Origin of the sequence: Undibacterium sp. GrIS 1.8 (assembly GCF_040544445.1) — a bacterium.
Lineage (GTDB): Bacteria > Pseudomonadota > Gammaproteobacteria > Burkholderiales > Burkholderiaceae_D > Undibacterium.
In genome coordinates, this window is record NZ_JBEONQ010000002.1 from 87,443 (window position 1) to 110,662 (window position 23,220).

The 23,220-nt window shown below is 47.1% G+C and carries 20 protein-coding genes; 12 read left to right on the forward strand and 8 right to left on the reverse strand.

All coding sequences use genetic code 11. The features are described 5' to 3' along the window. Positions 1 to 45: 45 nt before the first annotated feature. On the forward strand, positions 46 to 2,286 hold the full coding sequence (locus tag AAKU64_RS01370) for a TonB-dependent receptor plug domain-containing protein (RefSeq protein ID WP_354361077.1): 2,241 nt from the start codon (positions 46 to 48) through the stop codon (positions 2,284 to 2,286). A gap of 231 nt (positions 2,287 to 2,517) precedes the next feature. Here AAKU64_RS01370 and AAKU64_RS01375 read toward each other — a convergent pair whose 3' ends face one another. Further along, on the reverse strand, positions 2,518 to 4,245 hold the full coding sequence (locus AAKU64_RS01375; protein ID WP_354361079.1) for a methyl-accepting chemotaxis protein: 1,728 nt from the start codon (positions 4,243 to 4,245) through the stop codon (positions 2,518 to 2,520). A 366-nt stretch (positions 4,246 to 4,611) separates the two neighbouring features. Between AAKU64_RS01375 and AAKU64_RS01380 the strand changes: the two genes are divergently transcribed. Together AAKU64_RS01380 and AAKU64_RS01385 are read left to right on the forward strand one after the other, a co-directional pair. After that, complete coding sequence (locus AAKU64_RS01380) at positions 4,612 to 6,231, forward strand: FMN-binding glutamate synthase family protein (RefSeq protein ID WP_354361081.1); 1,620 nt, start codon at positions 4,612 to 4,614, stop codon at positions 6,229 to 6,231. A 365-nt stretch (positions 6,232 to 6,596) separates the two neighbouring features. Further along, on the forward strand, positions 6,597 to 7,547 hold the full coding sequence (locus tag AAKU64_RS01385; protein WP_354361083.1) for a MurR/RpiR family transcriptional regulator: 951 nt from the start codon (positions 6,597 to 6,599) through the stop codon (positions 7,545 to 7,547). A gap of 44 nt (positions 7,548 to 7,591) precedes the next feature. On the opposite strand, the gene AAKU64_RS01390 is transcribed toward AAKU64_RS01385, so the two are convergent. Together AAKU64_RS01390 and AAKU64_RS01395 are read right to left on the reverse strand one after the other, a co-directional pair. Then, complete coding sequence (locus AAKU64_RS01390; RefSeq protein ID WP_354361085.1) at positions 7,592 to 8,782, reverse strand: PepSY-associated TM helix domain-containing protein; 1,191 nt, start codon at positions 8,780 to 8,782, stop codon at positions 7,592 to 7,594. 91 nt (positions 8,783 to 8,873) lie between these two features. After that, the gene (locus tag AAKU64_RS01395) at positions 8,874 to 11,060 is read right to left on the reverse strand and encodes a TonB-dependent siderophore receptor (RefSeq protein WP_354361087.1); all 2,187 of its coding nucleotides are present in this window, start codon (positions 11,058 to 11,060) and stop codon (positions 8,874 to 8,876) included. 129 nt (positions 11,061 to 11,189) lie between these two features. Here AAKU64_RS01395 and AAKU64_RS01400 point away from each other — a divergent pair, with 129 nt between their 5' ends. The 3 genes from AAKU64_RS01400 (at position 11,190) to AAKU64_RS01410 (ending at position 14,073) form a co-directional block, all read left to right on the forward strand. Then, the gene (locus AAKU64_RS01400) at positions 11,190 to 12,395 is read left to right on the forward strand and encodes a TIGR03118 family protein (RefSeq protein WP_354361089.1); all 1,206 of its coding nucleotides are present in this window, start codon (positions 11,190 to 11,192) and stop codon (positions 12,393 to 12,395) included. Between the two features lie 25 nt (positions 12,396 to 12,420). Beyond that, positions 12,421 to 13,401, forward strand: coding sequence for a DUF6662 family protein (locus tag AAKU64_RS01405; RefSeq protein WP_354361091.1), 981 nt, complete (start codon positions 12,421 to 12,423; stop codon positions 13,399 to 13,401). Positions 13,402 to 13,491: 90 nt separating this feature from the next. Continuing rightward, entirely contained in the window at positions 13,492 to 14,073 is a 582-nt protein-coding gene (locus AAKU64_RS01410; protein ID WP_354361093.1) for an FMN-binding protein, read from the forward strand. A gap of 40 nt (positions 14,074 to 14,113) precedes the next feature. On the opposite strand, the gene dacB is transcribed toward AAKU64_RS01410, so the two are convergent. The 3 genes from dacB to AAKU64_RS01425 all read right to left on the reverse strand — a co-directional run bounded on the left by dacB (position 14,114) and on the right by AAKU64_RS01425 (position 17,125). Next, on the reverse strand, positions 14,114 to 15,607 hold the full coding sequence (gene dacB / locus AAKU64_RS01415) for a D-alanyl-D-alanine carboxypeptidase/D-alanyl-D-alanine endopeptidase (protein WP_354361095.1): 1,494 nt from the start codon (positions 15,605 to 15,607) through the stop codon (positions 14,114 to 14,116). A gap of 364 nt (positions 15,608 to 15,971) precedes the next feature. Next, positions 15,972 to 16,490 carry a carboxymuconolactone decarboxylase family protein gene (locus AAKU64_RS01420; protein WP_354361096.1) on the reverse strand — a complete coding sequence of 173 codons (519 nt, stop codon included), beginning with the start codon at positions 16,488 to 16,490 and terminating at the stop codon, positions 15,972 to 15,974. 86 nt (positions 16,491 to 16,576) lie between these two features. After that, complete coding sequence (locus tag AAKU64_RS01425; RefSeq protein ID WP_354361098.1) at positions 16,577 to 17,125, reverse strand: peroxiredoxin; 549 nt, start codon at positions 17,123 to 17,125, stop codon at positions 16,577 to 16,579. Positions 17,126 to 17,455: 330 nt separating this feature from the next. Between AAKU64_RS01425 and asd the strand changes: the two genes are divergently transcribed. Next, on the forward strand, positions 17,456 to 18,322 hold the full coding sequence (gene asd, locus AAKU64_RS01430; RefSeq protein WP_354361100.1) for an archaetidylserine decarboxylase: 867 nt from the start codon (positions 17,456 to 17,458) through the stop codon (positions 18,320 to 18,322). Between the two features lie 283 nt (positions 18,323 to 18,605). On the opposite strand, the gene AAKU64_RS01435 is transcribed toward asd, so the two are convergent. Next, positions 18,606 to 19,259 (reverse strand): hypothetical protein, encoded by a 654-nt coding sequence (locus AAKU64_RS01435; protein WP_354361102.1) that lies wholly within the window; start codon positions 19,257 to 19,259, stop codon positions 18,606 to 18,608. Between the two features lie 375 nt (positions 19,260 to 19,634). On the opposite strand from AAKU64_RS01435, the gene hemP reads away from it, so the two are divergent. From hemP to bfr, 5 genes are all read left to right on the forward strand, one after another. Further along, a complete protein-coding gene (gene hemP, locus AAKU64_RS01440) occupies positions 19,635 to 19,844 on the forward strand; it encodes a hemin uptake protein HemP (protein ID WP_354329451.1) in 210 nt (69 codons plus the stop codon). Between the two features lie 117 nt (positions 19,845 to 19,961). Next, entirely contained in the window at positions 19,962 to 20,279 is a 318-nt protein-coding gene (locus AAKU64_RS01445) for a hypothetical protein (protein WP_354329453.1), read from the forward strand. Between the two features lie 63 nt (positions 20,280 to 20,342). Further along, positions 20,343 to 20,630, forward strand: coding sequence for a (2Fe-2S)-binding protein (locus tag AAKU64_RS01450; protein WP_503012684.1), 288 nt, complete (start codon positions 20,343 to 20,345; stop codon positions 20,628 to 20,630). A 43-nt stretch (positions 20,631 to 20,673) separates the two neighbouring features. Further along, positions 20,674 to 21,354 (forward strand): energy transducer TonB, encoded by a 681-nt coding sequence (locus AAKU64_RS01455; RefSeq protein WP_354361104.1) that lies wholly within the window; start codon positions 20,674 to 20,676, stop codon positions 21,352 to 21,354. A 364-nt stretch (positions 21,355 to 21,718) separates the two neighbouring features. Next, on the forward strand, positions 21,719 to 22,195 hold the full coding sequence (bfr, locus tag AAKU64_RS01460) for a bacterioferritin (protein ID WP_354361106.1): 477 nt from the start codon (positions 21,719 to 21,721) through the stop codon (positions 22,193 to 22,195). 146 nt (positions 22,196 to 22,341) lie between these two features. On the opposite strand, the gene AAKU64_RS01465 is transcribed toward bfr, so the two are convergent. Then, on the reverse strand, positions 22,342 to 22,950 hold the full coding sequence (locus AAKU64_RS01465; RefSeq protein WP_354329457.1) for a glutathione S-transferase family protein: 609 nt from the start codon (positions 22,948 to 22,950) through the stop codon (positions 22,342 to 22,344). Positions 22,951 to 23,220: the final 270 nt, after the last annotated feature.

Sequence of the window (23,220 nt, forward strand, 5' to 3'; positions counted from 1 at the left end):
TTTAGCTATAGTGCCGCATCTCTCGTCAATCATATTTTCCTGCGCATGTCTTCTATATTTTCGTTCACTACTTCTAAGCTGACCGCTTCTAAGCTCACTATTTCTAGTCTGACGCTTTGCGCGCTAACGTCCTCAGCAATTGTCGCAGCTCAGGCGGCTGAAAATACGGTTGCTCCCACCGTCACCAACAAAGATCCGGTACAAAGTGTCGAGGTGCGCGGCGTCAGCACCGTATTAGATGAACGCAAACAGGCAACCGCCAGCAAAGCCATCATCAATCAGGAGGACATCGCCCGCTACGGCGACAGCAACCTGAGTGATGTTTTAAAACGGGTACCGGGCTTGGGATTTAGCAGCACCGGTGCGCTACAAATGCGCGGCTTAGGCAGTGGCTACACTCAAATTTTACTCAATGGCGAGCCAACGCCGCAAGGTTTTCTGGTGGACAGCATTGCACCAGATTTGATTGAACGGATCGAGGTATTGCGCAGCGCGACAGCGGAATACAGCACGCAGGCGATTGCGGGGACGATTAATATCATCCTGAAAAACAATGTCAAAAAGCCGCAGCATGATCTAAAGATTGGCGTTGCTGATACTGGCAGTAAGAGCAATGGCAAAATCTCACCGAATATCTCATTGCAAATCGCCGATCGTATTGGTCCGCTGGCGTACACCATCGCAGGTGCGCTGCAACGTCAACAGCGCAATACGCCTTCCACCCAGGATGAGGTCGGTACCGATCAAAACGGCAACATCAATTTATTGCGACATGCCCAGCTGGAAGAACGTTTTACGAAAGATGAATTTAGCTTTGCACCAAGGCTGATCTGGACGTTTTCTGACGACGATACACTCACATCACAAAGCTTTTTGACCAGTAGCCGCATCAACAATGTTAAAGAGCGGCATGAGACCAGCGTACTCAATACGCTATCCGATTTCCCCAACAACGTCGGCAGCTGGGATGCTTATACCAATGCCTTACGCAGCGATCTGAACTGGCGACGCAAGTTATCGGATAGCGCCAAGATAGAAATGACCTTAGGCGTTAACCTGAGCCATCGCCACACTTATTTTGACTTTGAGGGCATGTCCTTAGCGCAGACTTTGTTAGAACGCCATCAAGTGGTGTCTGGCGTGAACGATCAGATTGCGACTTTTAGCGGCAAATATACCGCGCCCTACATCGACAAACATGCGTTGGTGCTGGGCTGGGATGGCAGTCTGATACGCCGCGATGAAAATCGGATTGAACATATCAGCGACGGGCTAGGCAATGACGCTGCCGATAGTAACGAAGCCTACCAATCCAAGGTCAAACGACTTGCCTTGTTTGCGCAAGATGAATGGGATATCAGTAATCAACTCAGTGCTTCACTGGGCTTGCGCTGGGAAGGTTTGCAAACGACCACTGATGGCAATGTGTTGAGTCCAGTGCACAACCAATCCAGCGTCTTAAGCCCTCTATTGCAAAGCGTATGGAAGCTCGATGGCGACCCTACTAATCCTAAGCAAACACAGCAATTCAGGCTGGCACTCACGCGCACGTATAAAGCACCGACCACCACTAATCTGATTCCACGTCGCTACACCGTCGATAACAACAACAGCGCAGTCAATCCAGATAATCAAGGCAATCCGCAACTGCGTCCTGAACTGGCATGGGGACTGGATGCGACGTTTGAACAGTATTTTGGGCAAGGCGGTTTGTTCAGCGCCAACGTGTTTGCACGCAAGATTGATGATGTGATTCTGGACAAAGTATCGCAACAAAATGGCGTCTGGACCAGCATCCCCACCAATAGCGGCAAAGCCCAGGTGCATGGCATAGAACTGGAACTTAAATTGCCATTACAAAGTGTGATGAGCAAGGCGCCCGCGATTGAACTGCGCGCCAATGTAAACCGTAACTGGTCTAGCGTTGATCAAATTCCCGGTCCAGACAACCGGCTAGATCAGCAAACCCCGCTCAGCGCCAATCTGGCGATGGATTACAAGTGGGATCAGCAACTCACCTTAGGTGGTAATCTGGGCTATCAACGTGGCGGCCACATCCGCACCTCGCAAACCCTGAGCGGCTTTACCGGCAACTTGCGCACGCTGGATTGTTATGCGGTCTGGAGTCTGGCAAAACAGACGCAACTACGACTCTCGCTGACCAACTTATTCCCGCAAAATAAACTCGATGTCGAAAACTATCAGGACAGCCAAAGTGGACGCCAGTTATCGACGACGACATCGGGCTTAAGCAGCGTGAAGCTGACCTTAGAACAGGCGTTTTAAGATGCGTACGCTTGCCTAGAATTGGAATCGGAACGGGAGTGCGTTGATAATACGCTGGTCATAAGCTGATAAAAAATTGGGGAGATATTGATTTGGCACCGCATCAGTAAAATGCGCCGAAATTCAATATACTCCCCATTATTTTTACTCAATATGGCTTATAGACCAAGCTTTATATGGACAACTTAAATATACATATCACCAGTATATTTTTTCAAGATATAGGTTTTCTTAAAATTCTTCCCATTCGTCGGTCTTGGTAGTCTCTGCATTCTTCTGCTCACTGGCTTTCTTTCCGCTTAAGGCAGGACGCTTCAGTGCAGGATTTGCTTTGGCGGCATTTGGGCTGGCGGGGCTGACAGTTCGGGCTACTGGCTTGGGTGCTGACTTGACTGGGACATTCAAGCTAGCGGAACCAGCGCCGATGCCATTGATTTTAAACACGCTCACGACTTGTAAAAGATTCTGCGCCTGATCTTGCATAGACGCGGCGGCGGCGGCGGCTTGCTCTACCAATGCGGCGTTTTGTTGTGTGGTCTCATCAATCTCGGTAATGGCAATATTGATCTGATCAATGCCAGCGGTTTGCTCTTGGGTGGCGGCGCTGATTTCGCTCACGACGTCGCTCACACGCTTGACGCTCTCTACGATTTCTTGAATAGTTTTACCGGCTTGATCCACTAGTTTAGAGCCTGCCTCGACTTTTTCTACAGAGTTGTCAATCAGAGATTTAATCTCTTTGGCGGCAGAGGCGCTGCGCTGTGCGAGATTGCGTACTTCTGACGCTACTACCGCAAATCCACGACCTTGCTCGCCTGCTCTGGCAGCTTCTACCGCTGCGTTGAGTGCCAGGATATTGGTTTGGAAAGCGATGCTGTCTATCACGCCGATGATGTCGACGATTTTTTTAGAAGAGTCGTTAATGTCGCTCATAGTGTGGATGACTTGTGACACGACATTGCCACCTTTAATCGCCACCTCGGAGGCGGATACGGCGAGCTGGTTTGCCTGACGTGCGTTGTCTGCATTTTGTTTGACGGTGCTGGTCAACTCCTCCATTGAGGAGGCAGTTTCTTCTAATGAGCCGGCTTGCTGTTCTGTGCGGGAGGACAGATCGAGGTTGCCAGTCGCAATTTCGGTCGAGGCAGCGGTAATCATGTCGGTGCCGGTGCGTACCTCGCCGACGATATTTTTTAAACTGTCGCTCATATCTTTAAGCGCCTGTAGCAGCTTGCCGGCTTCGTCATTAGAGGTAACTTTGATGTCGGTCGTCAGATCACCGGCGGCGACAGTTTCTGAAATTTTGATCGCCTCCATCAGAGAACTGATAATTTTTTTCGTGATGAAAAGTCCCATCAATATGATGGCGATGATTGCCAATATGGCGATAGTGGCAGACGCCATGTTGGCAGTTTTTAGCGTAGAAGCGCCATCATCAGCGACCTGGGTACTGAAATCGATATTAAATTTTGAATGCTCATCTAAAGCGCTATAGAGTTTTTTGATGACGGTGCCGACATTCAAAAGTAACAGGTCTCTTGCCTCATCACCTTTGCCGATTTTTGCTAATTCCAATGCTTTTTCTCGCAAAATATTGTAGTCCTTGAAAGCGACACGATCTGCTTCCAGTAATGCCTGATCTTTCTCGTTGGAGATGTCTTCTTTTTCATATTTAGCAAAAGTAGCAATGACTTTGTTGTAGTCCGCAGCCATACTTTTTTCAAAGTCAGCTCGCTGCGCGGCGTCGTTCGTCGCAATGAACTGCCAGACTTCCAGTTGTAATTTCATGATGGCGTTATTAGCCACATTTAAATCATTAATGCTCGGTATCGCATTAATGTTGCCGTAATTAGTCGCGGTATAAACTTTATTCATTTGAAATATGCCAAAACCAGCCAGTCCCGCCAAACCTAAGAACGCAGAAAAAATCAATAGATATAAGCGTTGCGCGATAGTCATTTTGTTTTTCCTTTAGTGGTGGGCCATTAGGTAAATCAATTTAGGTGGCACTGGAAATTACTGAGGCTAGGCCTACTAAAGAAGTAATCTACCTGAAATTATCTTTATTTAAAACCAAGTGAGCGATATAAAAATTGAACTGGGCAAAATTTAAAAAAATCCATTTTTATTGTCGCTTAACTTGGTTGGCAAATATTGCGTATGCGTCAATATTGCAACAGCTTCCAAAACAATTCTACTGGAGCGACCTATTGTGATTTTTTTACATAAGGGCTCAAGATCGCTTCAGGTTAATGTTTTAGGCTAAATCAGAAGCCTCGTTGTACACTCCGATGCGATACCACCGAGTTCATTTTGGAGACGAAGATGCACCTTGCGCGCTACCTCACCCTGATTACTGTCAGCTTTGTATTTTTGTTGTCGATCTTGTTGATCGATTTGTTCCATACCGGTTGGTGGCTGCTGATATTGTCCGGCGCACTGACTGCGGTTGGGATTGCCGATCTGGTACAAACCAAACGCTCGATCTTGCGCAACTATCCGATCATTGCGCACTTCCGTTTTATCTTCGAGGCGATCCGTCCGGAAATACGTCAGTATTTTTTGGAAGAAGATAGCGCTGCCAATCCGTTCTCACGCAACCAGCGTTCTATCGTTTATCAAAGGGCAAAACAAGATTTAGATAAGCGCCCTTTTGGTACACAACTCGATCTGTATCAGGCTGGTTATGAATGGATCAATCACTCCATCGCGCCGAGCAAAGTCGGCTCTTACGATTTTCGTATCACCATCGGTGCCGATCGCTTGCAGCCGTATTCGGCTAGCGTCTTTAATATCTCGGCCATGAGTTTTGGTGCCTTGTCTGCCAATGCAATCCGCGCTTTAAATCAAGGTGCGCAAAAAGGCGGATTTATGCATGACACAGGTGAAGGTAGTATCAGCCGCTATCATCGCCCAGCAGACAACAATGATCCGGGCGGCGATTTGGTGTGGGAAATTGGTTCGGGTTATTTTGGCTGTCGCAACGAGCATGGTAGTTTTTCGGAAGAACGCTTTGTCGCCAGTGCCACGCTGCCGCAAGTCAAAATGATAGAGCTGAAATTGTCGCAAGGTGCCAAGCCCGGGCATGGCGGCTTGCTCCCCGGCGCTAAAGTAACGATAGAAATTGCCGAGGCACGCGGTGTGCCTGCCGGTACGGATTGCGTATCGCCAGCCTCGCACTCCGCTTTTTCTACACCGACCGAGATGCTGTATTTCATCGATAAGTTACGCAATTTATCTGGCGGAAAACCGACTGGTTTTAAATTTGCCGTCGGCCATCCTTGGGAATTTTTTGGGATTGTAAAGGCGATGCTGGCAACTGGCATCACACCAGACTTTATTGTAGTAGATGGCGGTGAAGGCGGGACAGGCGCAGCGCCAATTGAGTTCACCGATCATGTCGGCGTACCTTTACAAGAGGCGCTGCTATTGGTGCACAACACGCTGGTCGGCACCAACTTGCGCGACAAAATTAAAATCGGTGCCTCCGGCAAAATCATCACCGCATTTGATATTGCGCGGACTTTGGCGCTGGGTGCTGACTGGTGCAATTCTGCCCGCGGCTTTATGTTTGCGCTGGGTTGCATTCAGTCCCAAAGCTGTCATACCGACCGCTGCCCTACGGGTGTAGCCACCCAAGATCCACTGCGCCAACGTGCCTTGTTTGTGCCGGACAAGGCAGAACGTGTAATGCATTTCCATCAAAATACTCTAAAAGCCTTGGCAGAACTGATCGCGGCAACAGGATTAAATCATCCCTCCGAATTACGTCCGTATCATTTGGTACGCAGGGTGTCGTCCGATCAGGTCAAACTGGTATCAGCGCTACTGCCTTACTTAAACCCAGGCGATCTGTTGGATGAGTCCCGTCTGAGCGAGCGGCCAGAAGTCTTTGCCACCTACTGGCCACTGGCGCAGGCGGAGTCGTTTCATCCTATTAAATAAATATACTCCCCTGTTTTTATAGAAAATATGGCTTATTCTCCAGATATTCTGTGGACATCCTAAGTATACATATGACAGTATATTTAGGATGTCCGATTAATGCGATGAAAACAAAGCTTGTCGATCAAGCAAATAATTAATATTATTTTTCATATATTAAAAATTTAAGAATAAAATTCTGCTAACTTTAGTTAGAATCGTTAGTATCTAAATTTTATTTGCTTTAAATTTGATTAAGACCAAAATTTTGGCTTTGTTTGATCTCTCAACCAGAGAAACACAAATTTGACCGAATCTATCTCTTTACAATTTAAATCGACGAAATTACATTGATCTTCCACTCCCTAAAAATATAACCGCCGACTATGAACCGTCCTGACACTCAAGCACTAGGTGGTACTGTTAATACCCGCATCGGCAAGGTGTATATGCATTTATCTAAATCGCATAGAAAAACTGCTGATTATGTATTGTCGAATGTGTTTCGCTCAGCGACGATGTCGATTGATGAACTGGCTAACGCGGTTGGGATTTCGGTAGCAACAGCCAACCGTTTTGCACGTGCTTTGGGGTTTGATGGTTATCCGCAATTTCGCTCGGAACTGGTATACGGTTTTGAAGCCATGCTGGCACCGATTGATAATCTGCGTAACGAAGTGCAGCGCCCAGCCACCAGCACCGAAGTCATCGCCAGATCGCTCAATGAAGACATCAGTAATCTGGAAACCACGCGCCGCGCTTTAGTGCCTGAAATGTGTAATCAGGCAGTCAAAATGATTACCAATGCCGAGCGTATTTACATCGTCGGTTACGGCGCCAGCGCCTTCCTCGGCGGCTTGATGGCACATGGACTAGAACCATTTTGTAAAACGATCCAATGCACGATTGGCTCTGGCGGCCCATCCCACGTGGCACGCCAACTATTTAAATACACTGAGCGCGATCTGGTAATCGGCATCACCTTCCCGCGCTATGCAGAAGACGTCATTACGCTGCTACAACAAGTGCGCGAAAAGGGTGTTCCGATTTTAGGATTAACCGATGCACCACGCTCGCCGCTGGCATCTATCGCCAACCTGACATTGTTTGCGCAAACTACCCGCCAGCTATCACCCAACTCCGAAGGTGCCGCCCTCTGCCTGATCGAAGCAATTTGCAGCGCCGTCGCACACCAATCAAAATCCCCAGTGCATGCCGCATCGGAGATGACTAAATTTATGCTGCCGTGGATGTATCAAGAACCACAAGCATCAGTACGCAAGCCTAGTATTAGTGCGGACGAGCCAGCCAAAGATGCGACTAAACATCTGGCTTAATTTAAGTAAATATATTGGGTCCTTGCATCAACTGAAGGATATGACTACCGGATGTTTCTGGCTCGTCGCTTTTTAATCCAGATCAATACGCCGGTGACGCTTAGCATCGCTACGACCAGCCCCATGATCGAGATAAAGATGCGTCCACTCAGGCCCAAGATGCGACCGGAATGTAATGGGAATTGCGCTTGCAGGAAGATGTCTCCCGCACTGCCACTACCGGGGATTCTCGCTCCGGCTGAATGACCGTCGCTGCCATCAAAATACAGCCAGGCATTACCCAGGCCGCCATCGCCATGATCGTTTCCGGCTTCAAAAAATCCAACCCCATAAACGCCAAAAGCAGGCGAATAAAATACACCGCCCGCTGGCAAAGTCCAGCCTCGCTGTTGCGCCTCGGTTTGGGCTAGTTGCATGACTTGTTCGCGGCTGAGCACTGGCAACACGGGGCGATCTGGCGCTTGTGGTACACGCGTCGCAAAAACGTCTCCACTCAGGGGTGAAAACAACTGTACAAGCGGACGAACCACCTGGCTGTTGAGATTCATCGATACCGAGGTAATCGCGAGCACCAGTAACAGCAACCAGACCCAAACGCCGCCAGAGCGGTGTAAATCAAAATTCAGTTTGTGTCCGCCTTGCCGACAGCGAAACGCCAGTGATTTGCGCCAGCTGCGCCAGTTTGGAAAAGACAAGTAAAGCGCAATAAAACAATCCAGCACCCACACCATGCCTATGATGCCCATCAGCCAGATACCTAGCTCTATACCTCCGACATTGGGAATGTGCATGGTGTAGTGCAGTTTGTATAAAAATGGCAGGAGGTTTTCCCGGCTCAGCGAAATCTCTCCCCATTGACGCTTGCCTTGTATTTCGCCACTGACCGGATCAACCGCAATCTGATTAAAACCGAGTTCATACGGCTTGCCAGTGACAGGATTAATTTTGCCTTCTACCGACATCTGTACGGTATGTCCTGGCTCTGCCTCATTCAATACATACGTCACCCAGATTGCAGGATCGCCAGCCTCTACCCTATTTGCCAGTTCCAATCCCGACAACATTTTTGCACCGTCGTTTTTCTCCGCGCTACGGGCGTGAAATAATTGCGGATTGAGCAAGGCATCCAGCTCATGATCCCATGAGATAAAAGCACCCGTCAGGCCAGAAATAAATAAAAAAATTGCCACCGCCAGTCCAAACCAGCGGTGCAATAGTACAAACAAAGGTCGCATGAACATGGCGTTAGTATGAGTCGCTATATGAGTAACTATATGAGTCGCTATATGAGTAACTATATGAGTAACTATATGAGTCCCGATTGACTCAATATTTCCAGTTAATCGCTACACTGCCGTTGAGCGGCGCGGCGTAATAACCCTGACTCCAGTACAAACTGGTCAGATATTGTTGATTGCCGATATTATTCAAGTTGGCAGAAATGCTCAGCTTAGGGCTCACGTCGTAACGCGCCATCAGATTGACAACGGCATAGCTAGCCTGACGAATCACAATGCCTGCACCTTCATCCCGGAAAGTATCTGCTTGCCAATTCATGCTGGTACCAATTTTTGCCTGTGTCAGGAAAGGCAGTTGATAGGTGCTTGATACACGGAATAATTTTCTCGGCACATAGGTTTTGACATCCTGCCCATCGCTACCTTTGAGCGTCAATTGTGTGTAGCCTGCACTGACTTGCCATCCCTTGGCAATCTCACCAGACGCATCCAGCTCCAGCCCTTGTGACTCGGCATCAATCCCTTTATAGTAGGCTTTAGTACCGATATAGCCCGCCTGCTCCGCTGCATTGTTTTGCTGCGTCTTGAAGAGCGCGGCAGATAGATTAAGTTTGCGATCAAACAACTCGGTTTTAAATCCAAGCTCATCACTCTTGCCCTTGACTGGATCGAGGGTCTTACCATTGATATCAATTTCGCTTTGTGGATTAAAAATTTCTGTATGGCTGGCATAGATCGATGCGTTCGGCGCGATGTCATACACCACGCCAAAATAAGGCGTCGTGTTACGGGCAGATTTTTGACTGCTGACGCCATAAGCAAATCCCGTGCTATCGGCTTTGGTGACATTGACACCGGCTATGAGCTTAAATTGATCTGCCAGATTGATGCGCGACGCGAGGAAAACCGTTTGCTGCTTATCTTCATAAGCACTGCCCTCAATCGAGGCATTAAAAGCAGGCTCAGGATAATTGCCAGTCCAGTTGCTGATATCAGGTAAGGCCGTTCCAATCCCTACCCCATAATGCGATATATCATCCATCTTCGATTTAGACCAGTTGACACCAAAACTGAGGTCATGCTGACGTCCCGCAAAATTGAACTTGCCCGACGCTGCCACATCAAACAATGTCTGCGTATTGTCCGAGTTATACAAAGATGGGTAGCTATACAAACCCAATCCGGTGCTGCGATCCGGCGTGCCATAAACGTAAAACAGCTTAGAATCTGCGGTCGATTTATTACGGCTGAATGCCGCCTTAATTTTCCAGTCATTATTCAACTGATGACTGAGCTCCACAAAGCTACGGTCGTCCTGTGTCAGCCAACGCGACCAGTCTGCCGCGGTGCTGGTAGAAATCCGGTAATTCGTCGGGCTGCCATCGGTGTAATACAAAGGCAATGCACCCCACATACCGCCTTTTGCATCACTCTTTTGATAAGAATGGCCAATACTTAATACCGTCGTATCGCCCAGATTGGCCTCAACAATGCCATAAAAAACCGTCTTCTCCGGCGAGTAACGATCTAGGTAAGAATCACCCGCCTGCTTTGCCACAACAAAGCGGCCAGCCACTGTACCAGCGGCATTCAACGCACCGGAAATATCTGCATCCACACGGCGCGTATTCCACGATCCCAGCGTTAAACCCGTCGATGCCTGGAACTGGTATGTCGGATGCTTACGAATAAAGTTGACCGTCGCAGATGGATTACCTGTTGCCGACATCAAACCATTTGCGCCACGCACAATATCGATACGATCATAGATCGCAGTATCGATATCCCCCGTCACATTGCCGGAAGTGAATGGCACGCCTATTCCATCGTATTGGAAATTGGTGATATCAAAACCACGCGCCATGTAATAGGTGCGATCGGTTTCTACTTTTTCTACTGACACACCAGTCGTGTTGCCAAGCACATCGTTGATATTGACTTGCTTAAAGTCATCCATTTTGGCGCGTGTAACAACTGAGACGGATTGCGGAGTTTCGCGCAAAGTTAAATCAAGTCTGGTCGCCGAATTACTTTTACGTGCTGTGTACGCACCGGTTTTCTCTGTACTTTGCTCGTTGCCTGAAACCCCTTTAACCACAACTTCGGGCAATTCCGTTACTGGATTACCAGCATCTGCTATCTCACCGGAAAAGGCGATCGCCGGGTAAGTCAGCGCCATCGCCGTCGATAGAGCAAGTGATAGTGGTTTCAAGCTAAATAAGTTTTGATGTGCAAAAGAAGACAAATAGCGAACTTTACGAGCTTTATCAAACATAAGAAATTCCTACAAAAGTAAAAAAATATGTTCCGCATTGTACGTAGATCAAATATTAATTGTAAACGATAATGAGAACGATTATCATTTAATAATGATATTAATATTACAAAACGACAAGGGAACAACATGCAACGTAGGACATTCTTAAAAACCAGTGCAATAGTGAGTTCTTCACTCTGGTTAAGTGGTTGTGGTGGCGGTGACAGCGACGAAACCGTATCGGTCGCAAACTCCTATAAGCAAACTAATCTGGTTGCCAACTCGGCTAAATACGCGCCGCAAATTGTCGAGCCAGAGCTGGTTGACGCCTGGGGTCTTGCTATTCGCCCGGCGGGTGCGGGTGGTCATTTCTGGGTTACTGGCATGGGTAACTCCTTCGAATATCTAGGTGATGTAGGCGGCAAACCCCTAATGACGGATAGCTTAAAAAAAGTTGCCCTACCCGCATCAGGCGAAAATGGTGGCGCAGGTAATGGCGTCGTCTTCAATGGCGGCAACAATTTTGTGATTACCCAAGATCATCCCAATGGCGCAATTACAGGCCCGGCCAAATTCATTTTTGTGTCCGACAACGGTGTCTTATCTGCCTGGACAGAGCGCAAATTAACAGATGGCAGCTTTGATCGCTCAGGTGACGCGCTGACTATGGTTGACTACGGCGATCAAGGTAGTTCTTTCTTTGGTTTGGCGATCAATCCAGCAGAAGATCAATTGTTCGTCGTCGATTTTGGTGCCAATCCCACCCCGACAATCCGTATTTTCAACACCAGCTTCCAGGAAGAAGCATTGGGCGGTCGTTTTGCCAATCCGTTTATTGCAACAAGTGGTTTTAAGGTCGGCGATCTGGTGCCGTTTAATATTCAAACGGTGACATATGCAGGCAAGACCTCGGTATTCATCGCGTATGTCAACACCCAAGAAGATCCCGATAATAAAGGTGCGTTATTGCCTGCTGTAGAGAGTTCAGGACGCGGGCGTGGACGGCTGGTGGAGTACAGCGTCACAGGGCAACAAATTGCAGTCTGGGATGACCGCGGCGTGCTGAACGGCCCTTGGGCGGTGGTTGCAGCACCAGCAAATTTTGGTCCGTTCTCCAATCAACTCATCGTCGGTAATTTTTCCGACGGGACATTGGTTGGCTTTAATACGACGACTAAGCGCGCCACTGAATACATGCGAGATACCAAGGGCAATGTCATCAAAATACAAGGCTTGTGGAATATCTTGTTCGGTAACGGGCAGAGCCTGGGGGACAGTAATGCACTGTATTTCTCTGCGGGCCCCGCGGATGAAACCGACGGCCTATTCGGCTCCTTACGCTTTGCTGGCTGATCCCACACTCCTTTTAAATTCCCATATGAAAAATCTCCAACATAATTTGCGATCCTCGTCATTCACACTGATGGCATTCCTCGCAGGCAGTTTTTTAGTCACTCCAGCCGTTCACGCTGGTGAAGCAATCTTCACTAATACTTATTTGGCCGAAACTTTGCCAGCGGGTGCAAAAGAAGTAGAACAATGGGTCACATTCCGCACTAAACGCTCACAAGGTACTTATCAACTCACCCAGACTCGTACTGAATTTGAATACGGCGTGACTGACCGGTGGACTGTGTCGTTATATGCCAATGCTTACTCAGTCAAGGCGCAAAATAATAACTCGACGGCTTCGCGCAATAACTATACGACGGTAGGTGATGGCGATGAAGTCTCCGGCGGTGGGCCCGTAACTGCTGGCCCCTATGTACCTTTTGCCGAGTTATTGCCGCTGCCCTCCTCCTTATACAAAAAATCTGATTTTGAAAGTGTGTCTGTAGAGTCCATCTACCAATTTTTAAGTCCTTACAAAGATCGAATTGGTTTGGCCGGCTATGTAGAAGCAACATTAGGCGAGAAGACGGAAGAGCTAGAATTAAAACTGCTGCTACAAAAAAATCTGATGGAAGACGATCTGATTCTTGCCGCCAACGTGGCAGTCGAGTTGGAGCGCGAAAAATGGTCCGGGGTGAACGTAGATAAAGAAACTAAGCTCGAAATCAGCGGAGGAGCGTCGTATCGATTTGCACCTGGCTGGCGCGCTGGACTAGAGATCCGGAATGAAAGAGTATGGGAAGGTGACTATACATTCAGCAAAAGTAAACGTGATTATTCTGCCTGGTTTGCAGGCCCCAGTATTCACTACGCAGGAAAGAAATTCTTTGTCACGGCTGGTTACATGCAACAAATGCCTTGGGCAACAGCTTATTCCCTCGCCGCCAAGGATGAATTAGTTGATGGTCGCGTTTATAAATCTAGCGAACGTCATATAGTTCGCATTATGGGCGGGCTATCTTTTTAATTTTACTGACTTTTAAAGTTTACGGACTTTCAAAACGTATCTAAGCGTCAGCGTTTGTGAATCTTAGAACGCTGACGCGCGGAATAAACAATGAACACAATAGTGAAGCCAGTCCGGTCGCCCAAGCAATGGATACTACTACCAACCCTAGCAATAACCTCGATTGCTCAGCCTGCACATGCGGTGCAATATCACACTCAAGAGCAAGTACAGCATGTGTTATTTCCACTCGCCACTGAGTACAAAGAAAAAGGGTTTTTACTGACACAGGCGCAACGTAAAGCAATCGCAAACAATGCCAATGTTCGAGTGCGGGATTCACAAATACGTTTGTGGGAGGCGCATTCTGCGCAAGGCTTACAAGGCTACATTCTGATTGATGAAGTCACCGGCAAGCATGATGCAATTACCTATGCAGTTGCCATTTCTACTCAAGGGAAATTACTCGGTGTCGAAATTATGGACTATCGCGAACTGTACGGCGAACACGTTCGTGATCAACGTTGGCGCGCCCAGTTTGTTGGAAAAAGCGTCGCAGACCCCATTAAATTAGACGAGGATATTAAAAATATCAGCGGGGCAACCCTATCATGCAGTCATGTGACAGATGGCGTGCGCCGCTTGGTAGCAACGTTTGAAGTGGCGATTAAAACAAACGATCACGCAGGATAGGGATGCGACAAAATTACTTTACACTCGCGTAACCTTGGACTTACAGCGCAATCGACAAAATCAATTCATCCAGAACGGGACGCGCCCTGTCGGCTTTTTTATCGTTAATAATGGCAACAATAATCCATAGTTTGTCTTGCCTGTCTTTGACATAGCCAGCAATCGCTACCGCATCTTTTAAACTACCTGTTTTAATACGCGCCCTACCGTCTAACGCGCTGTCTCTCAGACGTTTGCGCATGGTGCCGTCAACCGCGACGATGGGAAAACTGCTCGCAAATTCCGGGAACCAATTGCTACGCGCCGCTACTTGCAATAAGTCAGCTAACTGTTTTGGACTTATTTTTTCTGCGCGGGATAAGCCAGAACCATTGTCAAGAATCAGACCCTCCGTACCAATACCCTGCCTTACAAACCACCGGCGTATATGTGCATCTGCCGCCTGCGCACTGGTTGCATAATTTTTAGCATCAGAAAACTCTACCCCCAAAGTCAGATATAGCAGACGTGCCATTAAATTATCTGATTGTTTGTTGACGATCTTGATGGTATCGGCGAGCGTTTCTGATTGACGCTCAACCAACACATTCGCAGTGGCTGGCGTTATACCCTCTTTGGCGTGGCCAATCCAGGTGCCGTCCAGCTCTTGCCACAATTGCCGGATCAGATGTTCGATATAGCGATTGCGATCAAGCAGATTGGTGTATTTGGTCGCTTTGCAATTACGTGGAAAACTTCCAGAAAACGTGATGCTAGTCGTATAGTTACTATCGGTTTCTACCGTAGGCGGCATCCAGGTATTGTCCCAACTAGCGCATGGCTTGTTGTCCAGACGTAGCTGATTTTTAATCACTACTTGAGCCATCGGAGGTGAGCTTTGTAGTTTGATGCTGTCTGTGCTGGACTCAATATCGAAGGTCGACAAATTGCCATTCACCAGCAACGCATCCGGTATCACGTTGTAATAGGTATCCGGTTTTTCATCGAATTGCACTGCATCGGTATCCGTACGGCTTGGCTGAAAATAATGGCGATCCAGCACAATATCACCGACGATATTGCGCAGGCCCTGCGACCGCAAACTACGCAACATAAATGCTAATTTATCCCAGGTAAAGTTGGGATCACCTCCGCCTCGCAGATAAATATCACCAAATAATCCACCATTTAAATCGCCTGGCAATCCACTTTGTTTGATCGGCGTCTCACTAAGAATTTGTGTTTTCCAGCGAAACGTCGGCCCCAATTCTTCCAGTGCGACAAGTGTCGTCACCAATTTGATGGTAGACGCCGGACTGACAGGCGTATCAGCAAATTGCGCCATCGCCGCCGGGCCGCCGCTGGCAGGCATTACGACAATACTTAGCGCAGTCGACGGTATTCCTGCTTTTTTTAAAGCAAGCTCCACCGCCATAGGCAAGGGACTTTGCGCCGCTGCAGAAATATAGAAAAAAGCGAGTGACGCTGCTACTAACTTGGAGATCGCATCAGGGCTAAATAATCGTGGCATCGAAAAACAAAAAGACTTTGGCATTGGCGGTAGTGGTGAACTGTGTTGGACTAACTTCGTGGACTAACTTCGTGGGCTTGCTTATTGGACTCACTTATCGGATTAGCTTATTTTTCAAAAAAATAAAACAAACTGCATCGGGTGATTAAACTCAAACATCAACATACATGGTGAGGCAGATTTCTCCTGCGTTTAGCAGAAATGCCGAGAAACAGATTCTACCTATACAAAGCTGACGGCTCCTTCCAATCATGGGGATTTTTTGATTCTGCTTGTAACAAGGCTTGGCAACTGTCCAGATGCATTGGGATAACACGTATGTAGAACTCCTGTGCCAAATAAAAAGGCAGCCATATCGGCTGCCTTTTTTATGTATAAAACCAACTAATTACTCAGCTGCAATCACCAAAGCAGCGGCATTAATGACGGCGGCAATGCGACCAACATCACGCAACTGTACGGCGGACATGCCTTCTTTTTTCAGCAATTCAAAATGTGATTTCACACAGAAATGACACTTGCCGACGATTGAGGCTGCCAGTGCGTACATTTCAAAACGGCGTTTATCTACGCCGCCATTGGTGGCGTAAGCATTCATGCGGAGTTGTGCCGGTTGGGTCTTCAAATCTGCATCGTCGGCCATCTCCAGGTAGGGATACCAGATATTGTTCATGCCCATCAAGGCAGATGCAGTCAGCGCTGCATTGAGTTCTTCTGGCGTAATCGCGCCACTGCCTTTGATTGTATCGATGATGAACTTGCTTTTTGCAGCAAATGCAGCGGCCAGAGCGACGCCGACTGCATCATTGCCTTCCAAACTGGAGCGGGCGATTGTGCCATCAATGTTCAGACGAATGTCTTTCGCATAATCGGGAATGGCATTTTTAATTAAATTAAGAAATTCCATAGTATTTTCCTATTATTCAATGATTTTAAAACCCGCCGCAGCGGGTTTTATTGATGATCGTGGACACAAAGACGTCCTCGCTCAAATTACAGTGTAGAACCGCCAACTGTACGATTGCATGGGCACAGCTCATCCGTTTGCAGACCATCCAAAATACGCAGGATTTCTGTAGGATTACGGCCAACGTTCAGATTGTTGACAGAAACGTGTTGAATGACATTGTCTGGATCGACGATGAAAGTAGCGCGCAAAGCAACGCCAGCATTAACATCACGTACGCCCAACATGTCTACCAAAGAACCTGTGGAATCGCCGAAAGAGTAGTGATTCAATTTATCCAGATCTTTGTGCTCACGGCGCCATGCCAATTTGCAGAATTCGTTATCAGTAGAACCGCCCAACAAAACCGCATCACGGTCAGCAAAGTCATTTGTCAGTTTGCCGAATTCAACGATTTCTGTCGGACATACAAATGTGAAATCTTTTGGATAGAAGTAGATGATTTTCCATTTACCTGGGAATGAAGCTTCAGTGATCGTTTCGAAAGCGGATACGCCGTTTTCTTCATGATGATTAAAACCTGGCTTAGCGGATGGTACGCTGAACGCGTCGAGTTTTTGACCTACAGTTTTCATAACTTTCTCCTGATTGGTAGTGAAAAAATGTCTAAACGAAGTGGTTTAGTCATGATGCGTTGCAGCATATCACTATGAAATTTAAACATCCAATAGATTTTAACTAAACATCAATTAGCTAAAACGTATGCAATATTAGACATGCTGCAAGACAGGCGCGTGACAATCTCTCGGCGTCAGCGCATTCATTGTTTCAGGCATTGGAAAAGAAATCACATCGATAATCGTTCAACTGACGCTGGCTTTAGATCAAGTTGCACTCACTTTATACTCACTTACAGCGCAGTCACCGCTATAATCCTCCATCTTATTTGCTTTGGTTGATTTATCGTGCCTGATCGTCTCGCCGTCTTATTACAATATTTACTGCCGAAAAAGGCGATTACCGAGTTTGGCAGCCATGTTGCCAATGCCAAAGCGGGTCGCATCACCACAGGCATTATTCGCTGGTTTGTTGGCAAGTACAAAGTGAATATGAGCGAGGCCGTCAATCCCGACATCAGCAGCTACGCTAGTTTCAATGAGTTTTTTACCCGCCCGCTGCGTGATGGCGTGCGTCCTATCGCCGACGCCACCTGGGTTTGTCCGGTGGATGGCACGATCAGTCAATTCGGACCAGTTGCGCAGGGGCAAATCTTCCAGGCGAAAGGTCACAGCTATTCTGCGACTGCGCTAGTCGGCGGGGATAGTCAATTAGCGGCTGCTTTCAACAAAGGGAGCTTCGCTACGATTTATCTCAGCCCGCGCGACTATCACCGGATTCATATGCCGTGCGACGGTCGCCTGACGCGCATGATTTATGTGCCGGGTGATTTGTTCTCTGTTAATCCGGTGATGGCAGCGGGTGTGCCTGGCCTGTTTGCGCGGAACGAACGAGTCGTCTGCGTATTTGAATCAGCCCATGGCGCGTTTATCCTGACCTTAGTCGGTGCAGCAATCACGGGCAGCATGTCCACCGTCTGGCATGGTGTGGTGAATCCGCCGCGAACCAAACAAGTGCGTGAGTGGACTTATGCAGATAAGAATATTCAATTCAAAAAAGGCGAAGAGATGGGACGCTTTTTGCTCGGTTCTACCGTGGTCTTATTGTTCCCGGAAAATGCGATTGAATTTAACTCTGACTGGCAATCTGCCGGCGCGGTGCATATGGGAGAAATGATGGGGAATAAGATCAGGGCATCAATCGATCCCATGTAGGACTATAAGGACTACAAGATGAAAGATGTAAATAAAAAACTCGTTCATGGGGTCAGCCCAGAACGAGTTTTTATTTTTAGTGGTTAAAATCGAGCAGTAAAACAATAAAAATCAATATACTCCCCTGGTATTTTCAATAAAATGCTTTATAGCCCAATGATTCTCTGGACGATTAAATATACTCACTAAGAGTATATTTATCAAAATGTAAAACTCCAGACCATCCTGCTAACGCTAAGCTACTCAAAACTCGTTAAACGCTTTCAACCATAATCACAAGACCTTAAAGAGCAGTCGCTTTGCCGGATGCCAGTGCATCCTGAATAATGCTGAGCATGCCAGGTACGGCAGCGTTGGCGGCAGCTTCTTCCTGGGTATTTAAGTTCTCCATCTTTTTCCCAAACGCATCCATTTGCTTACCCATGTCGTCCATCTGCTTGCCAATGGCATCCATCTTTTTGCCCGAGTCAGTCATAAACACCGACGCGGCCATTTTGATGCCCAAAGCGCCCATGCTTGCGCCTTGCGCGCCCATCTCCAGACCTAACTGCGTCATCTGGCCGCTATATAGATAAACGTCTCTAAGCGCATTGTTAGCGGCGGTCAATATGGCGGGATCTTGTACCAGATAAGTTTTGCCTGCTTGTTTAAACCAGAGGAAGTCGATTTTCTTCGATGACTTCAATTTTTCTACTCTTCTAACGTCGCTGGAATCGCAATAAAAGATCGAATCAACTCCAGCTGCGTTGCGCACCAAGGCAAAATTTAAATCGCTTTTTCTATGCTCGATATGGACATGCTTAGAAAGCAATTCTTTACTAATCGTGATGTTGACTGAAGGGCTACTAGAAGACTCGCTCGATGCAGCACAAGTCGCCTGGGAGTAAGCACATAAGCTGAAAGTAAGTGCGGCAATACTAAGTAACTGGCGGCACATGATGGCTCCTGAGAATGAAATTATTGTTGAAACTAAGGATGTGAATAAGACTAGCTAGTTGTTGAACACATAGTAACAAGCCATCAAAATTGATCGGAGCAGCATCCGACAAAATGTGGAATATGAGGCATAGAACGACAAAATATTGAGTTATTAATCAACATAGGACTTACGCCACCCCCTAAAGCATTACAGCGAATAGTCGTACCAAAGTACTGTCGTCATCGCTACGCCCTTGCTGGGACGATTTTGTGTAAGCCTTCAATAAATACAATGCTTGAGATAGGCAATCTCTTTAAAAAAGCTTGCAAATTCTCAATGGCTGGACAATAATCTAAACAAGAATTGTTCTCATTAATATTTGCGGAGGAAAAAATGGCTGAATTCTCTTATGCTGACCAAGCTGAAAACAACAGACTTGCATCTGCCCCCGCCAATGGCAACATCGGCACAGATGGCAAACAAATCGTCCGCCTGAAAAGTCGGGAACTCATGCATCAGATGCGTGAAGTCGAAATTGATCACGAAGGCAGAATTTATCGCTTACGTGTAACGCAGTTGAACAAATTGATCTTGACGGCGTAATTTAGTTATCAGGCAGTAGTAGATAGCTAACTCAGCATTTCAAGATTAATTCGATTTTAGCCAGCGATGCCGGATGACATGCAAAGCAAGCCAAGCAAACCTTACGAGGAGCGTTTGATGTCCAGCATAAATCCAGATTTTTTTGAGATTGCCAGCAAACCGGCCCAGCCAGAATTATTAGTCTCTGCCGTGTTGCACCTGATGTCGCATTACACGGTGAGTTCAGCACAAAATAAAGATGGCGGTGCGTGCCTGAAATTGGCATCAGTAATAGAACGACATTTAAAGGCGCTGGCAGAATTACCTGATCTGGCACCGGTATTAAAAGCCACTTGCCAGCAATTGTCAGAGCAATGGGCGGGCTTGGTTGAAAGAAGTTTGCCACCGCAAGGACGACTGAATTTGTTCACGCGTCTGGTGGCCGGCAGCAGATAGCAGATAAAAGAACTTTTTACCGACTTATTCGCAGAGAGTCAGATTTAGATTTAGTGCCACAGTTTGAACTTAGTAGATTCATTTTTACCATTTTTATTACCAGAGGTTTTCATGATCGTTTGTGTTTGCAATAACGTCTCTGAAAAGAAAGTACGCAATGCAGTGGCAGCGGGTTTAACTACGATGTCTGAGCTGCGCACGCATTTAGATGTTGGCACTTGCTGCGGCAAATGCGCCAGTTGCGCGCGCAGTATTCTGCGTGAATGCCAATCCTCTAGCGTGGTTTCTTCGATCAACAAAGCGCAACAACTACATCCAGTGCGCTTTCAGCCGCAGGCGCTGGCGGCTTAATATTTCTGCGGTAATGCGTAATTCCCAATTAAACGAGATATGAATGTTTAGCAATACCTCAACAATGGTTTCCATGGACTATTCCAATCCAAGTCAACGACCGCTCCATCGTATGTTGCCAATCCTTGGCATCGTATTGGCGCACCTCGGATTAATCTATGCGTTGAATGCAGGTTTGCTCAATAACGCGGTGCAGATTCTACCAAAAGAGCTGATGGTAAGCCTAGTGGCGACCAATGAGCCAGCACCGGAGCAACCGAAACCTAAAGTAAGCATGCCTAAACTCATGCCCTACCAAGCTGTTTTCGCGCCTACGCCTGAAGTGGTGGTAGCGACGAGTACGGCACCATCCGTTCAGACCACCAACATCCCTCCGGCGCAAGAACATACCCAAGTCGCGGTGGAGACCAGCACACCGGTCGCTCCGACGACACCTGCATTACCTAAAGTAGTCACCGGGGTGGAATATATACAAGCGCCGCAAGCCGATTACCCGCCACTGTCCAGAAGAATGGGAGAAGAAGGCAAAGTCGTTCTACGTGTTTTAGTGAACGAAAAAGGGCGTGCAGAAAAAGTGGAGATTCAAAAATCGTCAGGCTCCAATCGCCTTGACGAAGCAGCACGCGTCGCTATCTCGCGCGCCTTGTTTAAACCCTATGTAGAAGACGGCAAACCATTAATGATGCTGGCAACAGCCGTGATTAGCTTCTCACTAAACAGTTAATTTGCGCCGTCGCCTCGCGTCGGGTTTGCATCACGGCAAATCTGTTTAATGCCGATATTCATGCCAATATCCGCCAGCGCAATCTCCTACATATCCATATACTCCCCATTTTTTTTATAAAAACATCTTATCGTCCAAATAATATTTGGACAATTAAAATATACTCACCATGAGCATAATAAAATTCAGATTTTCTATTAGACTGCTATCACTTCGTAGCGACGTAAATGACATGCATCGTTCAAAGCTATACTTATTACTGTCACAATGAAAAATCTGGGTTAAAAAAATCAGAACTAGCGTACAAATGTTGTACATACGCTTATACTGCAAACTCCCGCAAACAAACTATTTCGAGGTCCCAATGAAAGGTGACGCCAAGGTTATTAAGCTGCTCAATGCGCAGCTAACCAATGAACTCAGCGCAATTAATCAATATTTTTTGCATGCGCGTATGTACAAGCATTGGGGTTTTGAAAAAATCGCCAAGAAGGAATATCAAGAATCGATTGGCGAAATGAAACATGCCGATAAATTGATAGACCGTATCCTGATGTTAGGTGGCCTGCCAAACTTACAAGCCTTGCACAAGCTGATGATAGGCGAGGACACGCCAGAGATGCTGCAATGTGATCTGAAGCTAGAAACTGCAGCACAAAAGACCGTTAAAGAAGGCATTGCAACTTGCGAATTAGGTGGCGATTATGTGTCGCGCGACTTATTTCAAATGATACTCGACGACACCGAGGAGCACATCGATTGGCTGGAGACTCAACAAGAATTGATCGAAAAAATTGGCCTGCAAAACTATCTGCAAGCGCAAATGCTGGACGCAGAGTAAGTTAGTTTTAATAAGTTATTTTTAGGATGTCTTATCGAAATTTGTCGACGGCAGACATTTTTAAAAATATAAAAAAAGGAGGTAGAAGCTTAAACGCTTTTACCTCCTTTTTTATACGTGTTTTTTAACGTAAGTTAGAAACTAGCTTACTGCGGCAATGACTCTTTAAATGACGGACGCTCCGACAACTTATCAAATAATTTCGCTAAGTTGGGATAATCACCGCGCCAGTCAATCTCTGGGAAGCGGAAACTTAACCAACCCAAGGTGCATGCAACGCTGATATCCGCTAGGGTCAAATGCGTACCAAGACAAAAAGGTGCATCACCCAAGCCCGTGGACATAGATTTTAAACCTTCTGTCACTTTGCTCATCTGGCGTGCAATCCAATCGGCGCTTTGCAAGGCTTCTGCCCGCTGCGTTTTTTCAAGACGGACCAAAATCGCTGCATCGGCAATACCATCCGCCACAGCCTCCCAGCATTTGACTTCAGCGCGCTCACGTCCATTGACCGGAATCAGCTTGCCGACAGGCGTCAGGGTATCGAGATATTCAACAATGACGCGCGAATCAAACATAGCGCCGCCATCTTCCATCAACAGGCAAGGTACTTTGCCCAGGGGATTAGATTGCTGGATTGTGGTGTCTGCTGCCCAGACATTTTCCAATACCAACGTGTAGTCGAGCTTTTTTTCCGCCATCACCACGCGGACTTTTCTTACATAGGGACTTCCGAGGGAACCAATCAGTTTCATAGGCACTTTGTGAATTTATTAGGCTAAATTATAGCATTGCGGTCTGTCTACACCCTCAAGGATGCAGATATACAGTGACTGCAAGACCAGTGTAATGAGTGCGGGCTAGTGGTAAAATCGGGCATTCTGCGCAAAAAATAGCAAAAATCCTTGAGAAATCTGCTGTTTCGGCACCAGAATGACAAAATTGGATCATATCGCCCAGCGCGTCATTTTGTTGTTTTTTGCGCAATGCAATTATCTATTTTTGACGATTCAACATCCTATTCT